Annotated in this window: 16 protein-coding genes; 8 read left to right on the plus strand and 8 right to left on the minus strand. The window is 72.8% G+C overall.

Going from position 1 to position 17,382, the window contains the following annotated elements:
* The first annotated feature begins 55 nt into the window (after nt 1-55).
* The gene (locus ACFWBY_RS19040) at nt 56-667 is read left to right on the plus strand and encodes a class I SAM-dependent methyltransferase (protein ID WP_385339688.1); all 612 of its coding nucleotides are present in this window, start codon (nt 56-58) and stop codon (nt 665-667) included.
* A 54-nt stretch (nt 668-721) separates the two neighbouring features.
* Here ACFWBY_RS19040 and ACFWBY_RS19045 read toward each other — a convergent pair whose 3' ends face one another.
* Nucleotides 722-1,636: an oxygenase MpaB family protein gene (locus ACFWBY_RS19045; protein ID WP_385339691.1), complete on the minus strand. Its 915-nt coding sequence runs from the start codon at nt 1,634-1,636 to the stop codon at nt 722-724.
* Nucleotides 1,637-1,770: 134 nt separating this feature from the next.
* Between ACFWBY_RS19045 and ACFWBY_RS19050 the strand changes: the two genes are divergently transcribed.
* The gene (locus ACFWBY_RS19050) at nt 1,771-2,559 is read left to right on the plus strand and encodes a hypothetical protein (protein WP_385339694.1); all 789 of its coding nucleotides are present in this window, start codon (nt 1,771-1,773) and stop codon (nt 2,557-2,559) included.
* A gap of 37 nt (nt 2,560-2,596) precedes the next feature.
* Complete coding sequence (locus ACFWBY_RS19055) at nt 2,597-3,061, plus strand: SAM-dependent methyltransferase (protein ID WP_385339738.1); 465 nt, start codon at nt 2,597-2,599, stop codon at nt 3,059-3,061.
* On the opposite strand, the gene ACFWBY_RS19060 is transcribed toward ACFWBY_RS19055, so the two are convergent.
* The 5 genes from ACFWBY_RS19060 to ACFWBY_RS19080 form a co-directional block, all read right to left on the minus strand.
* Entirely contained in the window at nt 2,976-3,293 is a 318-nt protein-coding gene (locus tag ACFWBY_RS19060) for a nuclear transport factor 2 family protein (protein WP_385339741.1), read from the minus strand. The genes ACFWBY_RS19055 and ACFWBY_RS19060 overlap by 86 nt on opposite strands.
* Nucleotides 3,290-3,844 carry an MOSC domain-containing protein gene (locus ACFWBY_RS19065; protein WP_385339697.1) on the minus strand — a complete coding sequence of 185 codons (555 nt, stop codon included), beginning with the start codon at nt 3,842-3,844 and terminating at the stop codon, nt 3,290-3,292. Before ACFWBY_RS19065 ends, ACFWBY_RS19060 begins: the two co-directional genes overlap by 4 nt.
* A gap of 23 nt (nt 3,845-3,867) precedes the next feature.
* Nucleotides 3,868-4,050: a hypothetical protein gene (locus ACFWBY_RS19070; RefSeq protein ID WP_385339700.1), complete on the minus strand. Its 183-nt coding sequence runs from the start codon at nt 4,048-4,050 to the stop codon at nt 3,868-3,870.
* A gap of 149 nt (nt 4,051-4,199) precedes the next feature.
* Nucleotides 4,200-5,033 carry a class II glutamine amidotransferase gene (locus tag ACFWBY_RS19075; protein ID WP_385339703.1) on the minus strand — a complete coding sequence of 278 codons (834 nt, stop codon included), beginning with the start codon at nt 5,031-5,033 and terminating at the stop codon, nt 4,200-4,202.
* 305 nt (nt 5,034-5,338) lie between these two features.
* Complete coding sequence (locus ACFWBY_RS19080) at nt 5,339-6,598, minus strand: DUF2254 family protein (protein ID WP_385339706.1); 1,260 nt, start codon at nt 6,596-6,598, stop codon at nt 5,339-5,341.
* Nucleotides 6,599-7,303: 705 nt separating this feature from the next.
* On the opposite strand from ACFWBY_RS19080, the gene ACFWBY_RS19085 reads away from it, so the two are divergent.
* The gene (locus ACFWBY_RS19085) at nt 7,304-9,418 is read left to right on the plus strand and encodes a DUF4139 domain-containing protein (RefSeq protein WP_385339709.1); all 2,115 of its coding nucleotides are present in this window, start codon (nt 7,304-7,306) and stop codon (nt 9,416-9,418) included.
* Between the two features lie 8 nt (nt 9,419-9,426).
* Nucleotides 9,427-10,989, plus strand: coding sequence for a mucoidy inhibitor MuiA family protein (locus tag ACFWBY_RS19090; RefSeq protein ID WP_385339712.1), 1,563 nt, complete (start codon nt 9,427-9,429; stop codon nt 10,987-10,989).
* A gap of 24 nt (nt 10,990-11,013) precedes the next feature.
* Here the strand turns inward: ACFWBY_RS19090 and ACFWBY_RS19095 are convergent, their stop codons facing one another.
* Complete coding sequence (locus ACFWBY_RS19095; RefSeq protein WP_385339714.1) at nt 11,014-11,436, minus strand: Fur family transcriptional regulator; 423 nt, start codon at nt 11,434-11,436, stop codon at nt 11,014-11,016.
* Between the two features lie 328 nt (nt 11,437-11,764).
* On the opposite strand from ACFWBY_RS19095, the gene katG reads away from it, so the two are divergent.
* On the plus strand, nt 11,765-13,954 hold the full coding sequence (gene katG / locus ACFWBY_RS19100; protein ID WP_385339717.1) for a catalase/peroxidase HPI: 2,190 nt from the start codon (nt 11,765-11,767) through the stop codon (nt 13,952-13,954).
* An 81-nt stretch (nt 13,955-14,035) separates the two neighbouring features.
* Here the strand turns inward: katG and ACFWBY_RS19105 are convergent, their stop codons facing one another.
* A complete protein-coding gene (locus ACFWBY_RS19105; RefSeq protein ID WP_385339720.1) occupies nt 14,036-14,767 on the minus strand; it encodes an intradiol ring-cleavage dioxygenase in 732 nt (243 codons plus the stop codon).
* A 198-nt stretch (nt 14,768-14,965) separates the two neighbouring features.
* On the opposite strand from ACFWBY_RS19105, the gene ACFWBY_RS19110 reads away from it, so the two are divergent.
* Both ACFWBY_RS19110 and ACFWBY_RS19115 read left to right on the plus strand, forming a co-directional pair.
* Entirely contained in the window at nt 14,966-15,322 is a 357-nt protein-coding gene (locus ACFWBY_RS19110; RefSeq protein ID WP_385339723.1) for a VOC family protein, read from the plus strand.
* 347 nt (nt 15,323-15,669) lie between these two features.
* Complete coding sequence (locus ACFWBY_RS19115; protein ID WP_385339726.1) at nt 15,670-17,346, plus strand: carbohydrate binding domain-containing protein; 1,677 nt, start codon at nt 15,670-15,672, stop codon at nt 17,344-17,346.
* Nucleotides 17,347-17,382 lie beyond the last annotated feature (36 nt).

The following is a 17,382-nucleotide window of genomic DNA, read 5'->3' on the forward strand; positions in this document are numbered from 1 at the left end:
ACGTTCCGCAGGCATGTGCGCATGTGCCGGTGCCCCGGTGGGGAATCATGGGCGCATGAGCGAAGACCGCACACAGGATCCCACCCGCGTCCAGGAGTTCTTCGGGGCCCGCGCGGCCGGCTGGGACCGCAAGTTCCCCGGGGACGGGCCCGCCTTCGCGGCCGCGGTGGCCGAATTCGGACTGCGGCCCGGAGAGCGGGTGCTCGACGCGGGCTGCGGCACCGGCCGGGCGCTGCCGGAGCTGCGCGCGGCCGTGGGCCCCTCGGGGACCGTCATCGGCGCGGACCTCACCCCGCAGATGCTCGCCGCCGCGCGGGACGCCGGCCGGGGCGCGGCGGGCGTACTGCTGCTCGCGGACGCGGCGCGGCTGCCGCTGCGCGACGGGGCACTGGACGCCGTCTTCGCCGCCGGCCTCATCGCGCACCTGCCCGACCCGGGGGCCAACCTGCGCGAGCTCGCCCGCGTGGTCCGCCCCGGCGGCCGGCTCGCACTGTTCCACCCGATCGGGCGGGAGGCCCTGGCGGCGCGCCACGGCCGCGAACTGACCGCGGACGACCTGCGGGCGGAGCACAACCTCGGTCCGCTGCTGGCCGGTTCGGGCTGGCGGATGACCTCGTACGCCGACGAGGAGGCGCGGTTCCTCGCGCTGGCCGTCCGCACACCCTGAAGGGGCGACCTCGTACGCCGCCTCCTTGCGCGGGGTCCGGGGAGGCGGTCCGAATCAAGCCGGAGGTTCGGCTTCCGCTTCGGTCGCGCGCCGTGGCCGCGGTACGGGACACCCGCCGGGGCCGGCCACCGGGAACGTGCCGAGCTCGCCCACGTCATAGCCGCGGGGGTAGCCCTTGATCTCCGGATTCTGGCGGGCGTAGTGCGGGGCCCGGCGCGGGGGCAGCAGCCGGACCGCGCGCCCGCGCAGCCGCAGGGCTCCGCGGACCAGCCGCAGCAGACCGGGGTGCGGGGCCTCGTAGCGGAAGGCGCGCAGCAGCGGCTCGTCGAGGAGGGCGAGAGCACCGCGGCGGACGGCGGGGGCCAGCCGCGCCGGGTACCAGGAGGCCATCAGCTCGATGGTGGCGTCGGCGACCTCGCGGCCGCCCTCGTCCCATCCGAAGTGGGCTTCCTCGTAGGCGTCCAGAGCCGTTTCGAACTCCTCGTAGGAGCCCGGGACGTCCGTGATGCCCAGATGGCCGCCGAGGGTGGCGTAGTAGTTCGCGCAGGCACGGCGCTCGTGGTGGGTCAGGGAGCGCCAGCCGTACGCGTCGATCCAGCGCGCCGGAATCACCACGAACGTACACAGGACGTAGCGCATGTCCTCGTTGGTGATGTCGTAGCCGCGGTGCATCTGGTTGACGCGGCGGATCGCCGTGCGCGCGGTGTCCGACCCGAAGCCGTGCTCGACGACGGCGTCGAGGAGCAGCGCGGTGTCGTCGTAGCGCTTCTGCGAGCGGTCGGTGAACTCGCCGGTCTCGGCGAGGAGCCTGCCGATGCTCGGGACGGCGTAGGTGCGAAAGAGGGCCAGTTCCAGGGCGCGGGCGAAGTCCCAGGGGAATTCGAAGGTGGCGGTGAGCCGGTAGATGGCCAGGAAGTCCTCGTCCGGATCGAGCCGGAGGATCTCCCTCAGCCGGTCGTAGCGCTGCACCGGGGCCCCTTTCTGTGGCGGGTGGCCAACTCTACGTGCAGGTAGCAGGCTTGGAAATCGACTCCCTCGAGCCCTCGACGCGGCGGTTACCCGCTGGTTAGGGTGCGCCGACGAGAGAACGACCGGGAGGCCACGTGTCCGACGAGGAGGACGGCGGTTCGCTGTACGTGCTGACTGCCGTACTGCTGACCCCCGCGCAGTTCCCGAGCATCCTGGGAGACGACTTCCCCGAGGCCTGCTCGCTGCTGGGCGTGCCGCCGGCGGCCGCCGGGTACGGGCTGGTGCTCGGCCAGGACGAGGAGGGCGCGCGCTGGACGGTCGTGATCGACGACGTCTCGCTCGTGGCCATGGCCATCGCCTCGTGGGACTGCGGGATGGAGTACGACCTGTCCCCCGACGAACGGTCCATCGTGGTCTCGCTGGCGGGCTGGCCGCTGGAGCTCGCGGTGGCGACGGCGGGCATCCCGGAGCCGCACGATCCGGAGCAGGGCGCGGACGGCACGGGGCGGGTGCCGCTGGCGCCGCCGTCGGCCGAGGCCTGGGGGCCGGTGCAGCGGCGGATGGGCGCCGACCAGATCGCCCGGGAGTGGGCGGACTGGAGCGGGCGCGTGGCCTCGGACGGCGGGGCCGCGGCCGCCTCGCACCCGGGGCTGGCGCGGGCCCTGAAGGAGGCGCTGGGCTACACCCGGACCGCGCCGCCGCCCGGCCGGGTCCGGTCGTCCTTCGCGGGCGAGGAGGCGCGCACCCTGCGCGTGGACGGCCCCGGCTGGTCATTGGTGGCCCGTACGGGCGGGGCGGCCTTCGTCCTGCTGGACGAGGAGCCGAGCGAGGTACTGGCGGTTCCGCCCGAGGCGGACGGGGACATCCCGGAGCTGACGGAGCTGTTGGCGGCACTGGACCGCGTCGCGGTGCGGCCGGCGTGAACACGAGGGGGGTGCTGTGACGGTGGGTCCGGTGGACATGCGCCCCGTCGGTGTGGTGGTGGGCGGCCGCGAGGAGGTCGTCGACGACGACTGGGGGCGGGAGACGGCGGTGATCCGCCTGGACGGGGAGCGGTTCGGGCCCGAGGCGCTGTACGGGCTGGAGGACTTCTCGCACGTCGAGGTGGTCTACCACTTCGACCGGGTACCGCCGGAGAAGATCGAGACGGGCGCCCGGCACCCCCGGGGCAATCCGGACTGGCCCCTCGTCGGCATCTTCGCGCAGCGCGGCAAGAACCGGCCGAACCGGTTGGGCGTCTCGCGCTGCCGCGTCGTGAAGGTCGACGCCCAGGCGGTCGGGGGTCCGCAGGTGCACGTGGAGGGCCTGGACGCGGTGGCGGGCACCCCGGTGCTCGACCTCAAGCCGTACATGGCGGAGTTCGGCCCGCGCGGCGACCACCGCCAGCCGCAGTGGGCGACCGTGCTGATGCGGGACTACTACTGAGCCGCAGGCTAGCGGCGGCGCGCACGAGCGAATTCGCCGAGGCGGCCGCCTGGTCGCCGTCGACGTCCGCCAGCGGGTCTGAGGTGAGGTGGCGGGTGTGGTCCCCCTCGACCTCGGCCCGTCGCATGAAGCCGACGAGTTCGTCGATGCCGCGGATCTCGCGCGAGCGGGGATGAGCCCGGACCGACTGTCGCCGAGGCTGTCCGGTCGCGGAATCCGGAGCCGGGATCAGACCCGGCCGAGCGGGACGTGCGGGGCCGGCGGAAGGGTGACGCCGATGGTGTCGCCGGGCCGGATGGTGCCGCCCCGGCGGACCACGCCCATGATTCCGGCCTTGCGGAGCAGCTTGCCCTCCTCGTCCCGGCTCACGACCCGCTTGAGCAGCCCGTGCTGGAAGGCATCGATCTGCACGCACGGATTGCGCAGACCGGTGACCTCGACGACGGCCTCCTCACCGAGGCGCAGCAGGGTGCCCGCCGGGAGGCCGAGCAGGTCTATGCCCTCGGTCGTCACGTTCTCCCCGAGCTGTCCCGGCTCGACCTGGTGGCCCGCCCGCGCCACCTCCTCGAAGAGCTCCCGGTGGATGAGGTGCACCTGCCGCAGATTCGGCTGCGTCGGGTCCTGGGCCACACGGGAACGGTGCTTGACCGTGACCCCCGCGTGCACGTCGCCCTCGACCCCCAGCCCCTCGAGGAGCGTGATGCTCTCCCTCGGGGGCTTCGTGAACGAATAGACGCCGTTGCTGCTGACCGCCGCGACCCGTGGCGCACGTGCCGTACTCATGAACCACCGCCCCCTTGCCGCCCTCAGCGGCCGATCTGTTTCCTGGACATGCCCCGGAGCCTACGACGCTGAGAGGAGTCCAACAGCAGGTAGGCGGCCGTCGGCACTCCGATCAGGACCAGCAGTCCCGCCCAGAACCCGACCAACCAGAACAGCACGATGGCTGCCACGACTCCGGCAACCGCGACCTTTCCGCTCGCTGACATCTGCGGACACCTCTTTCTCCGTCGGCCACTACCCCGCTCAACGCCTGCCCCCGCTCCCGCGTTCCCGGTCCGGAGGCCGATCGGTGAAGTGGCCCGGGCGCCGCGGCGCCGGGGCCTCACTCGCCCGGGTCTCAAGCGGGTACCGGGTCTCAAGCGGGTACCGGGGCGAAGGGGTGCAACGCGTCGTCGCCGGACTGGACGACGCCGTAGGTGCTCTCCGGGACTTCGTTCCAGGCTCCGGGCAGGTCGCCGAGGGGTTCGGACACGATGAGGCGGGTCTCCTCCCCGATGTCCTTCAGGAACGCGACATCGGGGTGCAGCCTGCGCAGTGCGTCCACCCGGCTGCTGTAGAACAGCGACCGGGAGTCATGGCCGCTGGAGTAGCGGAAGGCCCAGACGCGTTCGCCGTCGGTGATGGCGAGGGTCATCTGGAGCGGGAACTCGATGCCGTGGTCGTGCCCGGCACGCTCCACGACTCCCGCCATCCGGGCCACGGCGGCCGGCGGGTCTTGGTCCAGTCCGAAGGTGAGGGCGAGGTAGAACATCACCTCGGAGTCCGTCGTTCCCCCGATGTCGGCATACAGGGCGGGATCGACGAGCAGGGTGAGGTCGCGGCGCATCAGGTGAAAACCGGTGATGGCCCCGTTGTGCATGAACATCCAACGGCCGTGCCGGAAGGGGTGGCAGTTCGACTGCTGCACCGCGGTGCCGGTCGACGCCCGGATGTGGGCGAAGAAGAGCCGCGAACGGACATGGTCCGCCATCTCCCGCAGGTTGCGGTTGTTCCAGGCGGGACCGACGTCCCTGAGGAGCGCCGGGGATTCGACGTCCTCCGCGTACCAGCCCACACCGAACCCGTCGCCGTTCGTGGTCTCCACACCGAGCTTGGAGTGCAGGCTCTGGTCGATCAGCGAATGGGCGGGTTTGTAGAGAATGGTGTCGAGCAGCATGGGTGTCCCCGAATAGGCGAGCCATCGGCACATGTGCGATCACCTGAGTCCTTGACAGCATGCGGGGGAAGAAGGGTGCCTCCCCGTCCCGTAGTGGCGCTGCCCGACGTGCTCGCGCGCCACCCTCTTCGGTGCGGCCGCCATCGTGAGTCGGAGCGGCCGGCACGGTCGTGCGGAGCCGCCGGTATGGATCTTGTCGGCCATCTCATTCTCGGTCGCCTCCGCGTGGCGCGCCACGCGGGGCGGGAACGCGGGGCGGGAACGCGGGGCGGGAACGCGGGGCGGGAACGCGGGGCGGGAACGCGGGGCGGTTCGACGCCACGCCTCCGGACCCGGAGCTATCCGTCGTCGGCAGCGGTCCAGACGAGCGGGAACTCCCCGCTGCCGGTCCGTTCGACCCACCGCAGCCGGTCGTGCACCACGGCGCGCCGGCACTCGGGGATCCCCTCCACCAGCCTTCGCAACAGGTCGCGCACCCTGCGCAGGGCCATCGGGGACCGGGCGGCGGCGAAGATCACGTCGTCGACGGCGGTCCGGACGTACTGGTCCCAGCGAGGTACCGGAATGCTCACCCGCAACGGTCCGTCGGGGTCGTGGAACCGGCCGATGTCCAAGTCGCGGTCGGCGAGTCGGGTCAGCAGGTCCTCGAGGCGGTCCAAGGCCTCCACCGCCGTGGCCGGATCGTTCACCGCCGCGGACAGGGCGCGCAGGGCGATGTCGGCGAGGAGCCTGAAGGGCAGTTCGGGATCCTGGTCGAAGGTCCGCTCCACCCCCGTCGACATGACCGCGGACAAGGCGGCCTCCGCCGGCCCGCCCACCGTCACCTCGGCGATCACCATGCCCCGCGACAGGGTCGCACCCGGCGCGACGCGGAAGGCGACGGAGGAGTCGTGCACCCGCGCGAGGTCCATGAGGGCGGGCACGTCGATCCCCTGCAGAACGGCAGGCCGTCCCGTCCAGCGGACCGTGACGCTCGCACCGGCCGCCGCCGGGGACTGTGCGGCGCCGGCCCTGTCCGGGGCGTGCGCCCGTGGGTAGAGGCCGTCGTACGAGCGGTGCGCGCGGGCGGTGATCGACGTCAGCGAGTGGCCGAGCTGGATCGAGTCGAACGCCTTCATCTGGAGCGTCCGCATCAGGCCGAGCGCGACCAGCGTGAGGAGCATGGCGACGCAGGGGACGAAAGCGGAGACGCTCTCGCGGGAGCCGATGGCCAGGCCCGAGGTGATGCAGAAGACGAACACGCCGACGGTGAAGGCGAACGCCCGCCAGACGATCGGCTCGTCGCGGAACAGGCCGAGACGCGGTGTGAACGTGCTCGCCGAGAACTGCACGACCAGGAACAGCATCGAGTAGATGATGCTCACGAGGCTGACGACGCCGAATCCCAGGGTGAACAGCACGCTGGCCACCCGCCCCGCGGCCACCTGGGGTCCCGCCGCGACCAGGGGGGTCAACAGGCCCAGCAGCAGCCCGGCGACCGCGCAGAACAGTTGGGACAGGTCTCTGCGCAGGGCCCGCGTGGGCTCCGGGAACAGCGCGCCGTGACGGTGCCCTTCCCAGGCCTCGGGGCGGGCGGAGCCGTCAGCGGAGCCGGTCATCCGGCCTCCCTCCAAGGTCGTGGCCGCGCAAGGTCGTCTCCGCGGTGGTCTCGCCCGCCTGCCGGCGCCCGCCCCGGAGCCGCGGCCGCCGCACCGGGCCTACGGGCTGTCCGCGCGCCGTGCCCGGGCGGCGGCGCGGTCTCCGGCGACTCCCGGGCCCCCCGTCACGGCGCCACGTCCGTGGCGACCTGGGTGCCGTGATCCGGTGGACGGTGGCGGCGTGGCCGCCCCGGTCCGAGGCGGGCGGGCGGACCGTCGGCGCGAACCGCCCCGGGTCGAGGACCCTGCCGTACGCCGGGGCCGTGAGGGGGGACACCGGCACGACGCTGCGCGATCGTGTGGTCAACAGGGTCGAAACGGCGCTCGCGACCAGCCTCCGCGAACACGGAGCACCTGTCCGAGCCGGTCCGGGCGCCTTGGGCGGGTGGCTCGGACGGCAGGCTCATAGCGCTCCCTGGGGACGGCCCGGGTGAAAGCCGGTTCCCCGTCATTGGACCCGCGGCGCCGCCGTTCCGCGCGTTCGGTTGGGCTCACCGTGTGAAGGCCTGCGCGGTTGCTGCCCGTACCGACCCGGCGCAGGGGCGTGGTCCGGCTCGCCGCCGTGAGCCCCCGCCCGTCACCGCGACCCCGCCGACGCCGGCCGCGCCCACCCGGGCGACCGCCGGGCGTAGGCTTCGCTCAGCGGATCAGCGGGGGGCGGAGCGCATGACGGCAGAGACAGCACAGCGGTGGGGGTCGACCCTCGATTCGGTCGTGGTGTACGCGCGGGGTGCGGTCTGCCGCCGCCTGGCGCGGGGCACCGTGCCGCCCGACGGTCGGGTGCGGGTCACGGGGCTGCCGCCCTCCATGGACCCCGGATCGCTGCGTGCCCGGGTCCTGGGCACGCCCGGGGTGCGCGTCACCGAGGCCCGGGTGGAGGTCGAGGCGGAGCCGCTGGGCCCGGTCACTCCCGACGGGTCGCGGCGCGAGTTCGAGCGGCTGAGCGAGGAGTACGCGGCCGCGCGGGGACGCCGGGACCGGCAGCTGGGCCTGATCGAGGAGGTTCGGGCCCTGGGCCCGATCCCACCGGCCCGCCTGCCGGAGGATCCGCACCGCCGCACTCCCGTCGACGCGTGGCTGGATCTCGCCGACTTCGTCCAGGAGCGGCTGGCGGGACTGCACGCCCGCCTCGTCGAGCTGGACGAGGAGCTGCGGGACGTCGAGCACGCGCTCGCCGTCGCTGCGGACCGCTTCGCCCGCGCCTCCACCGACGCACCGTCAGCGCACGTGGAGAGCACGGTCTGCGCGGTCCTGACCCTCGACGTCACCGGCACCGGCACCGACTCCGGTGACGCGCAGGTGGAGCTGGAACTGGAGCTGGAGTACGGGGTGCCGGGCGCCGTCTGGGTGCCGGCCTACCGGCTCACCCACCGCCAGGGCGACGGCAGCGGCCGCCTGCTGCTGCGCGCCTCGGTCGCCCAGCGGACCGGCGAGGACTGGACCGGTGTGCGCATCGCCCTGGCCACCGCCGATCTGCGGCGCCGCACCGACCTGCCGAGGCTCCGCTCGATCCGGATCGGACGCCGTCAGCCCGCCGCCGCGCCTTCCGGCTGGCGCGAGCCTCCGGCCGGCCTCGCCGGCCTGTTCGCCGGGTACGAGGCTGCCGGTCCGCGCCCTGGCACGGCCGCCGGGGTGGGCTCGCCACCGGGGGTCGCCGTGCGCGGCGCAGCGTCGGGCCCCGTTCCCCCGCCGCCGCCTCCCCCACCGCCGGCGCCGCAGGGCTACGGCGGTCCCGGCACCGGGCTCCCCGTGCCGGGCGGCCCTCCCCCGCAGGCCTTCGGCGGTGCGCTACCCGCCCCGGCGCAGCCGGCTCCCCGGCCTCGGGGTGGCGGGCCGCACGTCGGCGCGTCCTTCGCGGGTGCCCCCGCCGCCCTGGCCCCCGCGGCTGCCGGACCGGCCGCGCCGCCGCCGCCCGTGGCACCGGTGTCCGGTCCGCCGCGGCCGAGCGGCGCCGAGCTGGACTACGCCGCCCTCGTCCTGAGCGGCCCCGAGGAGCAGGGCGGTCGCAGGGGCCGGCTGTTCCCCGGCTCCGGCGTCGACCCTGTGGCGGCCGAGTACCGTCGCCGGGCCGAAGCGGTGGCCGCGCTGCCGCTGCCCGGACAGGCCGTGCGCCCCCGCGAGTCGGCGGGCTCCTTCGACCACCGCTTCGACGCCTCCGCCCGCGCCGACGTCCCCTCGGACGGCACGTGGCACACCGTCACCGTGGCCGAGGTCCCGGTCGGCCTGCGCACCGAATACCTCTGCGTGCCGTCCGTGGAGTCGACGGTGTACGCGACGCTGGTGCTCTCCAACGCCACCGACCAGGCGCTGTTGGCGGGCCCCGTGGAGGTCGTCGTCGACGACGAGTTCCTGCTGACCGCCGCCCTGCCCACGCTCGCCCCCGGCGGTGTCCGCCGGGTGGGCCTCGGGGCCGCCGAAGGCATCCGGGTCACCCGCCGTACGAACCTGCGCGAGTCGACGTCGGGCCTGCGCAACAACACCACCGTGCTCGACCACCGCGTCCACGTGGAGCTGGCCAACCGGCTCGCGAGGCCCGTCACCCTCGAAGTCCGCGAGCGGGTGCCGGTCACTTCCGATCCTGACGTCCGGATCGAGGAACGGGCCGACTGGACGGCACCGGAGGAAGGTCCCGGGGAAGGCGCGGGGCCCGAACACCATGCCCCGGGCACCCGTGTCTGGCGCCTGGAGCTGCCCGCAGGCGCCACCGCCGCCCTCGACGGCGGTTATGAGATCCGCATCCCGACCGGCAAGGCCCTGGTCGGCGGAAACCGCAGGAGCTGACACCCGCCATGTCCACGGCACCGAAGCCGATCGCCCTCCCCGTCACCGCCGTCACGTGCCTCGAGGACCGCGCCCATGTCGAGCGCGCCGTCGTGCTCGACCTGGAGGCCGGCGTCCAGCAGCTGCGTCTCGGGCCGGTCAGCGCGCTGGCCCTCGACCGGACCCTCCATGCCGAGCTGACCGCCGGATTCCGCGCGACCGTGCTCGACGTACGGATCGTCCGCAGCTGGACGCCGCGCGGGCCGCTGCCTCCCACCGAAGACGACTCCGCCCTGCGCCACCGCGTGCACGCCCTCGAGGAGGAGCGGCTGACGCTGGGGCAGCGGCGCGACCGCCTGCACGCCCGCCTCGACCTGCTCGGGCGCCTGGCCGCCGATCTGCTGCGGGAGATCGGCGAGGGCGCGGGCTCCGGGGAGAGCGAACGGCCCCGCTGGGTCCGCGAACTGGACCGGGTGGACGGGGAGCGCGACACGTACGCGGAGCAACTGCGCACGGTGGAGGCCCGGCTGGCCGCACTCGACGGCGAGCTGGTGGACGTCCAGCGGGCCGTCCAGCTCTCCGAGGAGGAGCCCTCGGAGCTCGTCGGTCACATCGAGCTGACCGTGGAGACCGAGGCCGCCGGGCCGGTCGGACTGCGCCTGAGCCACCTCACCCCCTGCGCGCTGTGGCGGCCCGCCTACCGGGCCGTGCTCGACGGGGACACCCTGACGCTGGAGACCGACGCGGTGGTCTGGCAGCGGACCGGTGAGGACTGGTCGGACGTACGGCTGACCTTGTCGACCGCCCGCTCGGCGCTGGCCACCGATCCGCCCCGGCTGGTCGAGGACCGGCTGACGCTGGCGGACCGCTCCGCGGCGGAGCGCCGCAGGGTCGACGTCGAGCTGCGCGAGGAGGAGATCGCGGACCTCGGCCCGGCCCCGGTGCTCGGCCTGCCGGGGGTGGACGACGGCGGCGAGGCGCGCGTGCTGCACTCCCCGGCGCCGGTCTCCGTGCCCGCGGACGGCCGCGCCCACCGCGTGCCGCTCTCGGTCTTCACCACGGCCGCGAGCAGCGAGTACGCCTGCTCACCCGAGGTGTCGCCGCTCGTCACCCAGGTGGCGCGGTTCGACAACCTGTCGGGGCACGCACTGCTCGCCGGGCCCGTGGACCTGGTCCGCGGCAGCGGATTCAGCGGTCGCGGCACCCTGGAGTTCACCGCCCCCGGCGCCCCCGTCGAGCTGGCCTTCGGCAGCCGCGACGACCACGGGGTGGTCCGGTACGCCGAGGAATCCCGCGACGGCGCCGGAATCATGCGCAAGACCGTGGTCACCCGCACGGTCCGGCTGCACCTGTCGCGGTTCTCCGCTCCCGGGGAGCAGGGCGACCGGGTGGTCGTCCTGCGGGAGAGGATCCCGGTTTCCGAGGTCTCGGCGGTGGAGGTACGCCTGCGGAAGGACGCCTGCTCCCCGGCGCCGGAGGTGGTCGACGCCGAGGGCATCGTCCGCTGGGACGTCGCCCTGCCGCCCGGTGGCCGCCGTACGGTCACCCTGGTCTACGAGCTGTCGGCGGCCGCCGAAGTCGCCGGGCTCTGAGCCCGCGGTCCGCCGCACGGCCGCTCACGGCAGGGCGGTGGCGCAGGTGGGGCACAGGCCGCGGTAGGTGATCTCCACCTCGGACACGGTGAAGCCGAACCGTTCCGCCGCCGGGAGGCCGGCCAGTGGATCGCCGGTCGGACGGACGTCGCGGATGGTGCCGCAGCCGGAGCACACCAGGTGCTGGTGGGGCTGGTGCGCGTTGGGGTCGTAGCGTTTCGCGCGGCCCTGGGCGGAGACCTCCACCAGCTCGCCGAGCGACACCAGCTCGCCCAAGGTGTTGTAGACGGTCGCCCGGGAGATCTCGGGGAGCCGCCGTGCCGCCAGGGCGTGCACCTCGTCGGCGGTGAGGTGCACGTGCTCGCCGTCGAGTACCTCCGCGACGGCCCGCCGCTGGGACGTCATGCGCCAGCCACGGCCCCGCAGCCGCTCCAGCAGGTCGCTCATTTCGGTCACCTCTCCCCTACGTTCCGGGCGGGCAAAGAATTCCACTTCCGATTCTCATACCAGCAGGGTGATCGCGTTGATCGGAAGATGTCACCTTTGGATTCCGACTATTTGTTGCACGGGGCCCTCTGCGTGTTCCCGTAGCGGTGCGCTCCACGGTGCGCGACCATACGGACGCCGATACGCGCTCGATTATCGGCGCCGTTCGTGAGGTTGTGGTCCCGTCGGCGGCTTGGGTCGCAGTGCTCGACTCGTAAGGACCAGACGGCGTCAGGAGCGAGAAGCGCGGCCGGCAGAGGAAAACACCGAGACAGGAAGAAGGACGGACGTGTCCGGCAGCGAAAGCGAGAACCCGGTAATCCCCACCCCGACCCCGACGCCGACCCGCCCCAGGGCGAACCGGGACTGGTGGCCGAATCAGCTGGACCTCCAGGTTCTCCACCAGCATTCGCCTCGGTCCAATCCGATGGGCGAGGATTTCGACTACGCGGCAGAGTTCGCGACCCTGGACCTCGACGCGCTGAAGCGGGACGTCTTCGGGGTGATGACCGCGTCGCAGGAGTGGTGGCCCGCCGACTACGGCCACTACGGGCCGCTCTTCATCCGGATGAGCTGGCACGCCGCCGGCACCTACCGCATCGCGGACGGCCGGGGCGGTGGCGGATCCGGTGCCCAGCGCTTCGCTCCCCTCAACAGCTGGCCGGACAACGCGAGCCTCGACAAGGCGCGCCGTCTGCTCTGGCCGGTCAAGCAGAAGTACGGCCACAAGGTCTCATGGGCGGACCTTCTGATTTTCGCCGGCAACTGCGCCATGGAATCGATGGGCTTCAAGACGTTCGGGTTCGGTTTCGGACGCGAGGACATCTGGGAACCCGAGGAGATCTTCTGGGGTCCCGAGGACATCTGGCTCGGAGATGAGCGCTACAGCGGGGACCGGGAACTCACCGGACCTTTCGGTGCCGTGCAGATGGGACTGATCTACGTCAATCCGGAAGGACCCAACGGAAATCCCGATCCCCTCGCATCCGCTCGGGACATCCGAGAGACGTTCCGCCGCATGGCGATGAACGACGAGGAGACGGCCGCGCTGATCATCGGCGGCCACACCTTCGGAAAATGCCACGGCGCCGTCGGCGCCGAGTACATCGGCCCGGAACCCGAGGCCTGCCCCGTCGAGCAGCAGGGAATCGGCTGGCGGAATTCCTACGGCAGCGGCACGGGCGCCGACGCGCTCACCAGTGGGCTCGAGGGCGCTTGGACGTCCGAGCCGACGAAATGGGACAACGGCTACCTGGACAACCTGTTCCGGTACGACTGGGAGCTGACGACGAGCCCGGCCGGTGCGCAGCAGTGGACCCCCACTGACGCCTCGGCCCAGGGCACGGTGCCCGATGCCCACGATCCGTCGAAGCGGCACGCTCCGATGATGCTGACGACGGACCTGGCGCTGAAGCTGGATCCGGTCTACGGGCCGATCTCGAAGGGCTTCCACGAGAACCCGGACAGGCTCGCGGACGCCTTCGCCAAGGCCTGGTACAAGCTGTTGCACCGCGACATGGGCCCCCTCTCGCGCTACCTCGGTCCGTGGATCGCCGAGCCGCAGCTGTGGCAGGACCCCGTTCCCGAGGTCGATCACGAACTGGTCGGGGACGCGGAGACCGCCGACCTCAAGGCCCGGATCCTCGCCTCGGGGCTGTCCGTCTCCCAACTGGTCACCACCGCCTGGGCGTCCGCGGCGAGCTTCCGCGGCACCGACAAGCGGGGCGGCGCCAACGGGGCGCGGATCCGGCTCGCGCCGCAGAAGGACTGGGAGATCAACGACCAGCCCGAGGTGGCCGAGGTGGTGCGGGCCCTCGAGCAGATCCGGCAGGACTTCAACGGCTCCCAGGACGGCGGCCTGAAGGTTTCGCTGGCCGACCTGATCGTCCTGGGCGGATGCGCGGCCGTCGAGCAGGCCGCGAAGAACGCCGGGCACGAGATCACGGTCCCGTTCGCACCGGGGCGCACGGACGCCTCGCAGGAGCAGACCGACGTGGAGTCGTTCGCCGTGCTCGAACCCCGGGCGGACGGGTTCTGCAACTACCTCCGGGCGGGAGAGAAGCTGTCTCCGGAGACCCTCATGCTGGACCGGGCCAACCTCTTGACCCTGACCGCTCCCGAGATGACGGTCCTGACCGGCGGGATGCGCGCCCTCGGCACCGGCTTCGCGCGGTCCCCGCACGGCGTCTTCACGGACCGGCCCGGGACGTTGACCAACGACTTCTTCGTCAACCTGCTCGACATGGGTACGGAGTGGAAGGCGTCGGCCTCGGCGGAGAACGTGTTCGAAGGCCGGGACCGGGCCACGGGCAAGGCCAGGTGGACCGCCACCGCGGTCGACCTCGTCTTCGGCTCGCACTCCCAGCTCCGAGCCGTCTCGGAGGTCTACGCGTCGCAGGACGCGGGAGGCAAGTTCGTACGTGACTTCGTGGCGGCGTGGGACAAGGTGATGAACCTCGACCGGTTCGACCTCGCCTGAGCCCGGTGCCCCGGTCGGCCCTCACGGGCCGGCCGGGCGTTCCCGGCCGGCGGGCGGCGCACAGCCCCGCGACCGCCTGGTTCAGGCGATGCCCACGGTGTACGCGGCCCGGTGCCCGCCGCCGTCGGGGACGGGGGCCAGTGTCATCGCCGCACCGGAGTCCCGGTAGCGGCTGTCGCGGGTGTTGGGGTGCTTCGGCGCGGAGCGGCGGGCGTAGGGCTGGAGGGCGTAGACCTTCAGCAGGAGTTCCTCGGGGAAGAAGAACTGCGAGGTCGTCTCGGTGCTCCGGTCGGGGCGCACCTTGAAGTGGATGTGCGGCGCCAGCCCGGCGTACCAGCCGGGCACGATCGTGCGGAACGCGCACCGCCCGGCGGCGTCCGTGACCTGGGTGCCGCGCAGGAAGCTGCCCCCGCCGGTGGAGTAGGTGCCCGAGGAATCGGCGTGCCACACGTCGACGGTGGCGCCCGCGACCGGGCGGCAGCCGGCCGATACCCGTACGACGGTCAACTCCAGCCGGAAAGGCACGCCGCCGCGGCCCTCCGTGATGTCGGAGCGGACCCGGTCCAGGTCGAGGTAGTAGGGGCCCGCGCCCGACTCCGCGGTGAGCACGCAGAGCGGCGTGCTCCTGCCGGGCGCGGACGTCGAGGGCGTCGTCGGTGTCGCGGGCGGGGGCGAGGGGGCCGTGGGCCGACCTGCCTCCCCCCGGCTCCCGGCCGGGCCCGAGCAGGCCGCCGCCAGCGCGGCCGCCCCGGCCGATCCGGCGGCCAGCAGTACCGCGCGCCGGCTGGTGTGGGAGATGGCGTCCTCGGTCATACGAACCCCTCGCGCGCTCCTGGGGCCGCCGTACCGGACGGCCACCGACCGCGCCCACCGTGCCGGACGGCGGGGGTCGCGACCAGCACCGACACGCCCCCGGTCCCACTCGTGCCGCGTCCTGCCGCCGGTCGCTTCCGCCCGTCCGAGCGGCGTGGTCCGGGGCCCGACGGCGACGCCGGGGCCTACGCTCGACGCATGGCACTGGAGTGGGAGCAGACCGTCGTCGACGCCGCGGACCCGGCCGCCCTGGGCCGTTGGTGGGCGCGGGCCCTGGGGTGGGTCGTCGTGAACGACTCCCCGGACGAGTACGAGATCCGCCCTGACGCCGAGCGGCTGCCGGGGCTGGTCTTCGTCCCGGTGCCGGACGCCAAGACGTCGAAGAACCGCCTCCACCTCGACTTCCGCCCCGACGACCAGGAGGCGGAGGTGCGGCGCCTGCTGGCACAGGGCGCGCGCCGCGCCGACGTCGGGCAGGACGCCGACGTGACGTGGGTCGTGCTGGCCGACCCGGAGGACAACGAGTTCTGCGTACTGGCCTCGCGGCGGGCCTGATCCGGACGACGGACCGCTGCCCGAAGTCCGCCCCGGGTCGGGCACCGGGCCCGCTCGCGGTCGTCTGAGGTTCCCCAAGGGATGGCGCCCTTGTCAACCCTCACGGTTAGGAAACTTTCCGATTGAGGTCACCAACTTCCTGTTGGTCCAGACCTGTTGACGGCAGCCGGTGCGGACGATTAGGTTCCCGGCCACGAAGCGGTCACGAAGCCAACTCCCCCCACCTGAACCGGCGTACGGCCCTGCGGCGGGCCAGGTCTCCGCCGCTCCCTCCCCATGCCCTCTCCGGCCGCACGCCCGGGCTTCGCGTTCCCCGCCGTCCCCCCATTCCCACTGGAGGCACTTCCTTGCGTACCCCCTCCCGAACCCGAACCCGGCTGGCCTGCGGCCTCGGCGCCACCCTGCTCGGCGCGGCCGCCGTGCTCACCTCACCCGGTGCGGCGTTCGGCGCCAACCTGCTCGCGAACGGCGATTTCGAGGCCGGCACCACGACCGGCTGGTCCTGCTCCGGTGGCCTGGGCTCCGTCGTGGGCTCCCCCGTGCACGGCGGCGGCAAGGCGCTCGCCGGGGCGGCCACCGCATCCGACAACGCCAAGTGCACGCAGACCGTCGCCGTGCAGCCCAACACCACGTACACGCTCTCCGCGTGGGTCCGCGGCAGCTACGTCTACCTCGGGGTCGACGGCGGATCCTCCACCTGGACCACCTCGACCGGCGCCTACACCAAGCTGACCGTCGGTTTCACCACCGGCGCCTCCCAGACCAGCGCCCAGGTCTACCTCAACGGCTGGTACGGACAGGGCACCTACTACGCCGACGACGTCACCCTGGACGGCCCCGGCGGCACGGCCGACACCCAGGCCCCCACCACGCCGGGAAGCCTCACCTCCACCGGCAAGACCTCCACCACCGCTTCCCTGGCATGGACCGCGTCCACCGACAACGTCGGCGTCAGCGGCTACGACGTCTACCGAGGCGGCACCAAGGTCACCACCTCGACCACGAACAGCGCGACCGTGACCGGCCTGACCCCCGGCACGGCCTACACCTTCAGCGTCCGCGCCCGCGACCTCGCCGGCAACGCCTCGCCCGCCTCCAACACCCTCAACGTCACCACCGACAACGGGACGACGCCGACCGGCTTCAAGCAGGCCGCGCCCTACCTCTACCTCGGCTGGGGCAACCCGCCGAGCGCGACGGCCGTGATGAACGCGACCGGCGCGAAGTGGTTCACGATGGCGTTCATCCTCTCCTCCGGCGGCTGCAACCCGTCCTGGGACGGCCAGCGCCCGCTGACCGGCGGCGTGGACCAGAGCACCATCGCCTCCATCCGCGCGGCGGGCGGCGACATCGTGCCCTCCATCGGCGGCTGGCAGGGCAACAAGCTCGGACCCAACTGCTCCACCCCCGAGGCCCTGGCCGGTGCCTACCAGAAGGTCATCGACGCCTACGGCCTCAAGGCCATCGACGTGGACATCGAGAACACCGACGAGTTCGAGAACGCCGTGGTCCAGGACCGCATCCTCGGGGCGCTCAAGATCGTCAAGCAGAACAACCCCGGCCTGAAGACCATCCTGACCTTCGGGACCAGCACCACCGGCCCGACCAGCTGGGGCAACCGCCTCATAGAGCAGGCGAAGGCGCTGAACGCCGGCATCGACGTCTTCACCATCATGCCGTTCGACTTCGGCAACGCCTCGACCGACATGTACGCCAGCACCGTCAGCGCGACCGAGGGCCTCAAGTCCAAGCTCAAGTCCACCTTCGGCTGGGACGACGCGACCGCCTACGCGCACATCGGCATCTCCGGAATGAACGGCGTCAGCGACACGCAGGAGACCACGACCGTCCAGAACTGGACGGACATCCGCAACTGGGCCAACTCCCACCACATCGCGCGCCTCGCCTTCTGGTCGGTGAACCGCGACCGCGGCTGCCCCGGCGGCGGCCTGCAGGAAACCTGCTCCGGCATCGCCCAGAGCGACTGGCAGTTCACCTCCATCACGGCCGGCTTCACCGGCTGACACACCCGGCTACCCGAACGGGGGCCGTCGCCGCAC

The sequence above is a fragment of the Streptomyces sp. NPDC060049 genome (assembly GCF_042736715.1).
In the GTDB taxonomy this organism is placed as follows: domain Bacteria; phylum Actinomycetota; class Actinomycetes; order Streptomycetales; family Streptomycetaceae; genus Streptomyces.

Bases quoted from the DNA above. Each gene is read 5' to 3' on its own strand.
- ACFWBY_RS19110 (WP_385339723.1), top strand. From the start codon at position 14,966: ATGGCACTGGAGTGGGAGCAGACCGTCGTCGACGCCGCGGACCCGGCC.
- ACFWBY_RS19040 (WP_385339688.1), top strand. From the start codon at position 56: ATGAGCGAAGACCGCACACAGGATCCCACCCGCGTCCAGGAGTTCTTC.
- ACFWBY_RS19065 (WP_385339697.1), bottom strand. From the start codon at position 3,844: ATGAGTACGGCACGTGCGCCACGGGTCGCGGCGGTCAGCAGCAACGGC.
- ACFWBY_RS19105 (WP_385339720.1), bottom strand. From the start codon at position 14,767: ATGACCGAGGACGCCATCTCCCACACCAGCCGGCGCGCGGTACTGCTG.
- ACFWBY_RS19070 (WP_385339700.1), bottom strand. From the start codon at position 4,050: ATGTCAGCGAGCGGAAAGGTCGCGGTTGCCGGAGTCGTGGCAGCCATC.
- ACFWBY_RS19080 (WP_385339706.1), bottom strand. From the start codon at position 6,598: ATGACCGGCTCCGCTGACGGCTCCGCCCGCCCCGAGGCCTGGGAAGGG.
- ACFWBY_RS19090 (WP_385339712.1), top strand. From the start codon at position 9,427: ATGTCCACGGCACCGAAGCCGATCGCCCTCCCCGTCACCGCCGTCACG.
- ACFWBY_RS19075 (WP_385339703.1), bottom strand. From the start codon at position 5,033: ATGTGCCGATGGCTCGCCTATTCGGGGACACCCATGCTGCTCGACACC.
- ACFWBY_RS19085 (WP_385339709.1), top strand. From the start codon at position 7,304: ATGACGGCAGAGACAGCACAGCGGTGGGGGTCGACCCTCGATTCGGTC.
- ACFWBY_RS19055 (WP_385339738.1), top strand. From the start codon at position 2,597: ATGCGCCCCGTCGGTGTGGTGGTGGGCGGCCGCGAGGAGGTCGTCGAC.
- ACFWBY_RS19095 (WP_385339714.1), bottom strand. From the start codon at position 11,436: ATGAGCGACCTGCTGGAGCGGCTGCGGGGCCGTGGCTGGCGCATGACG.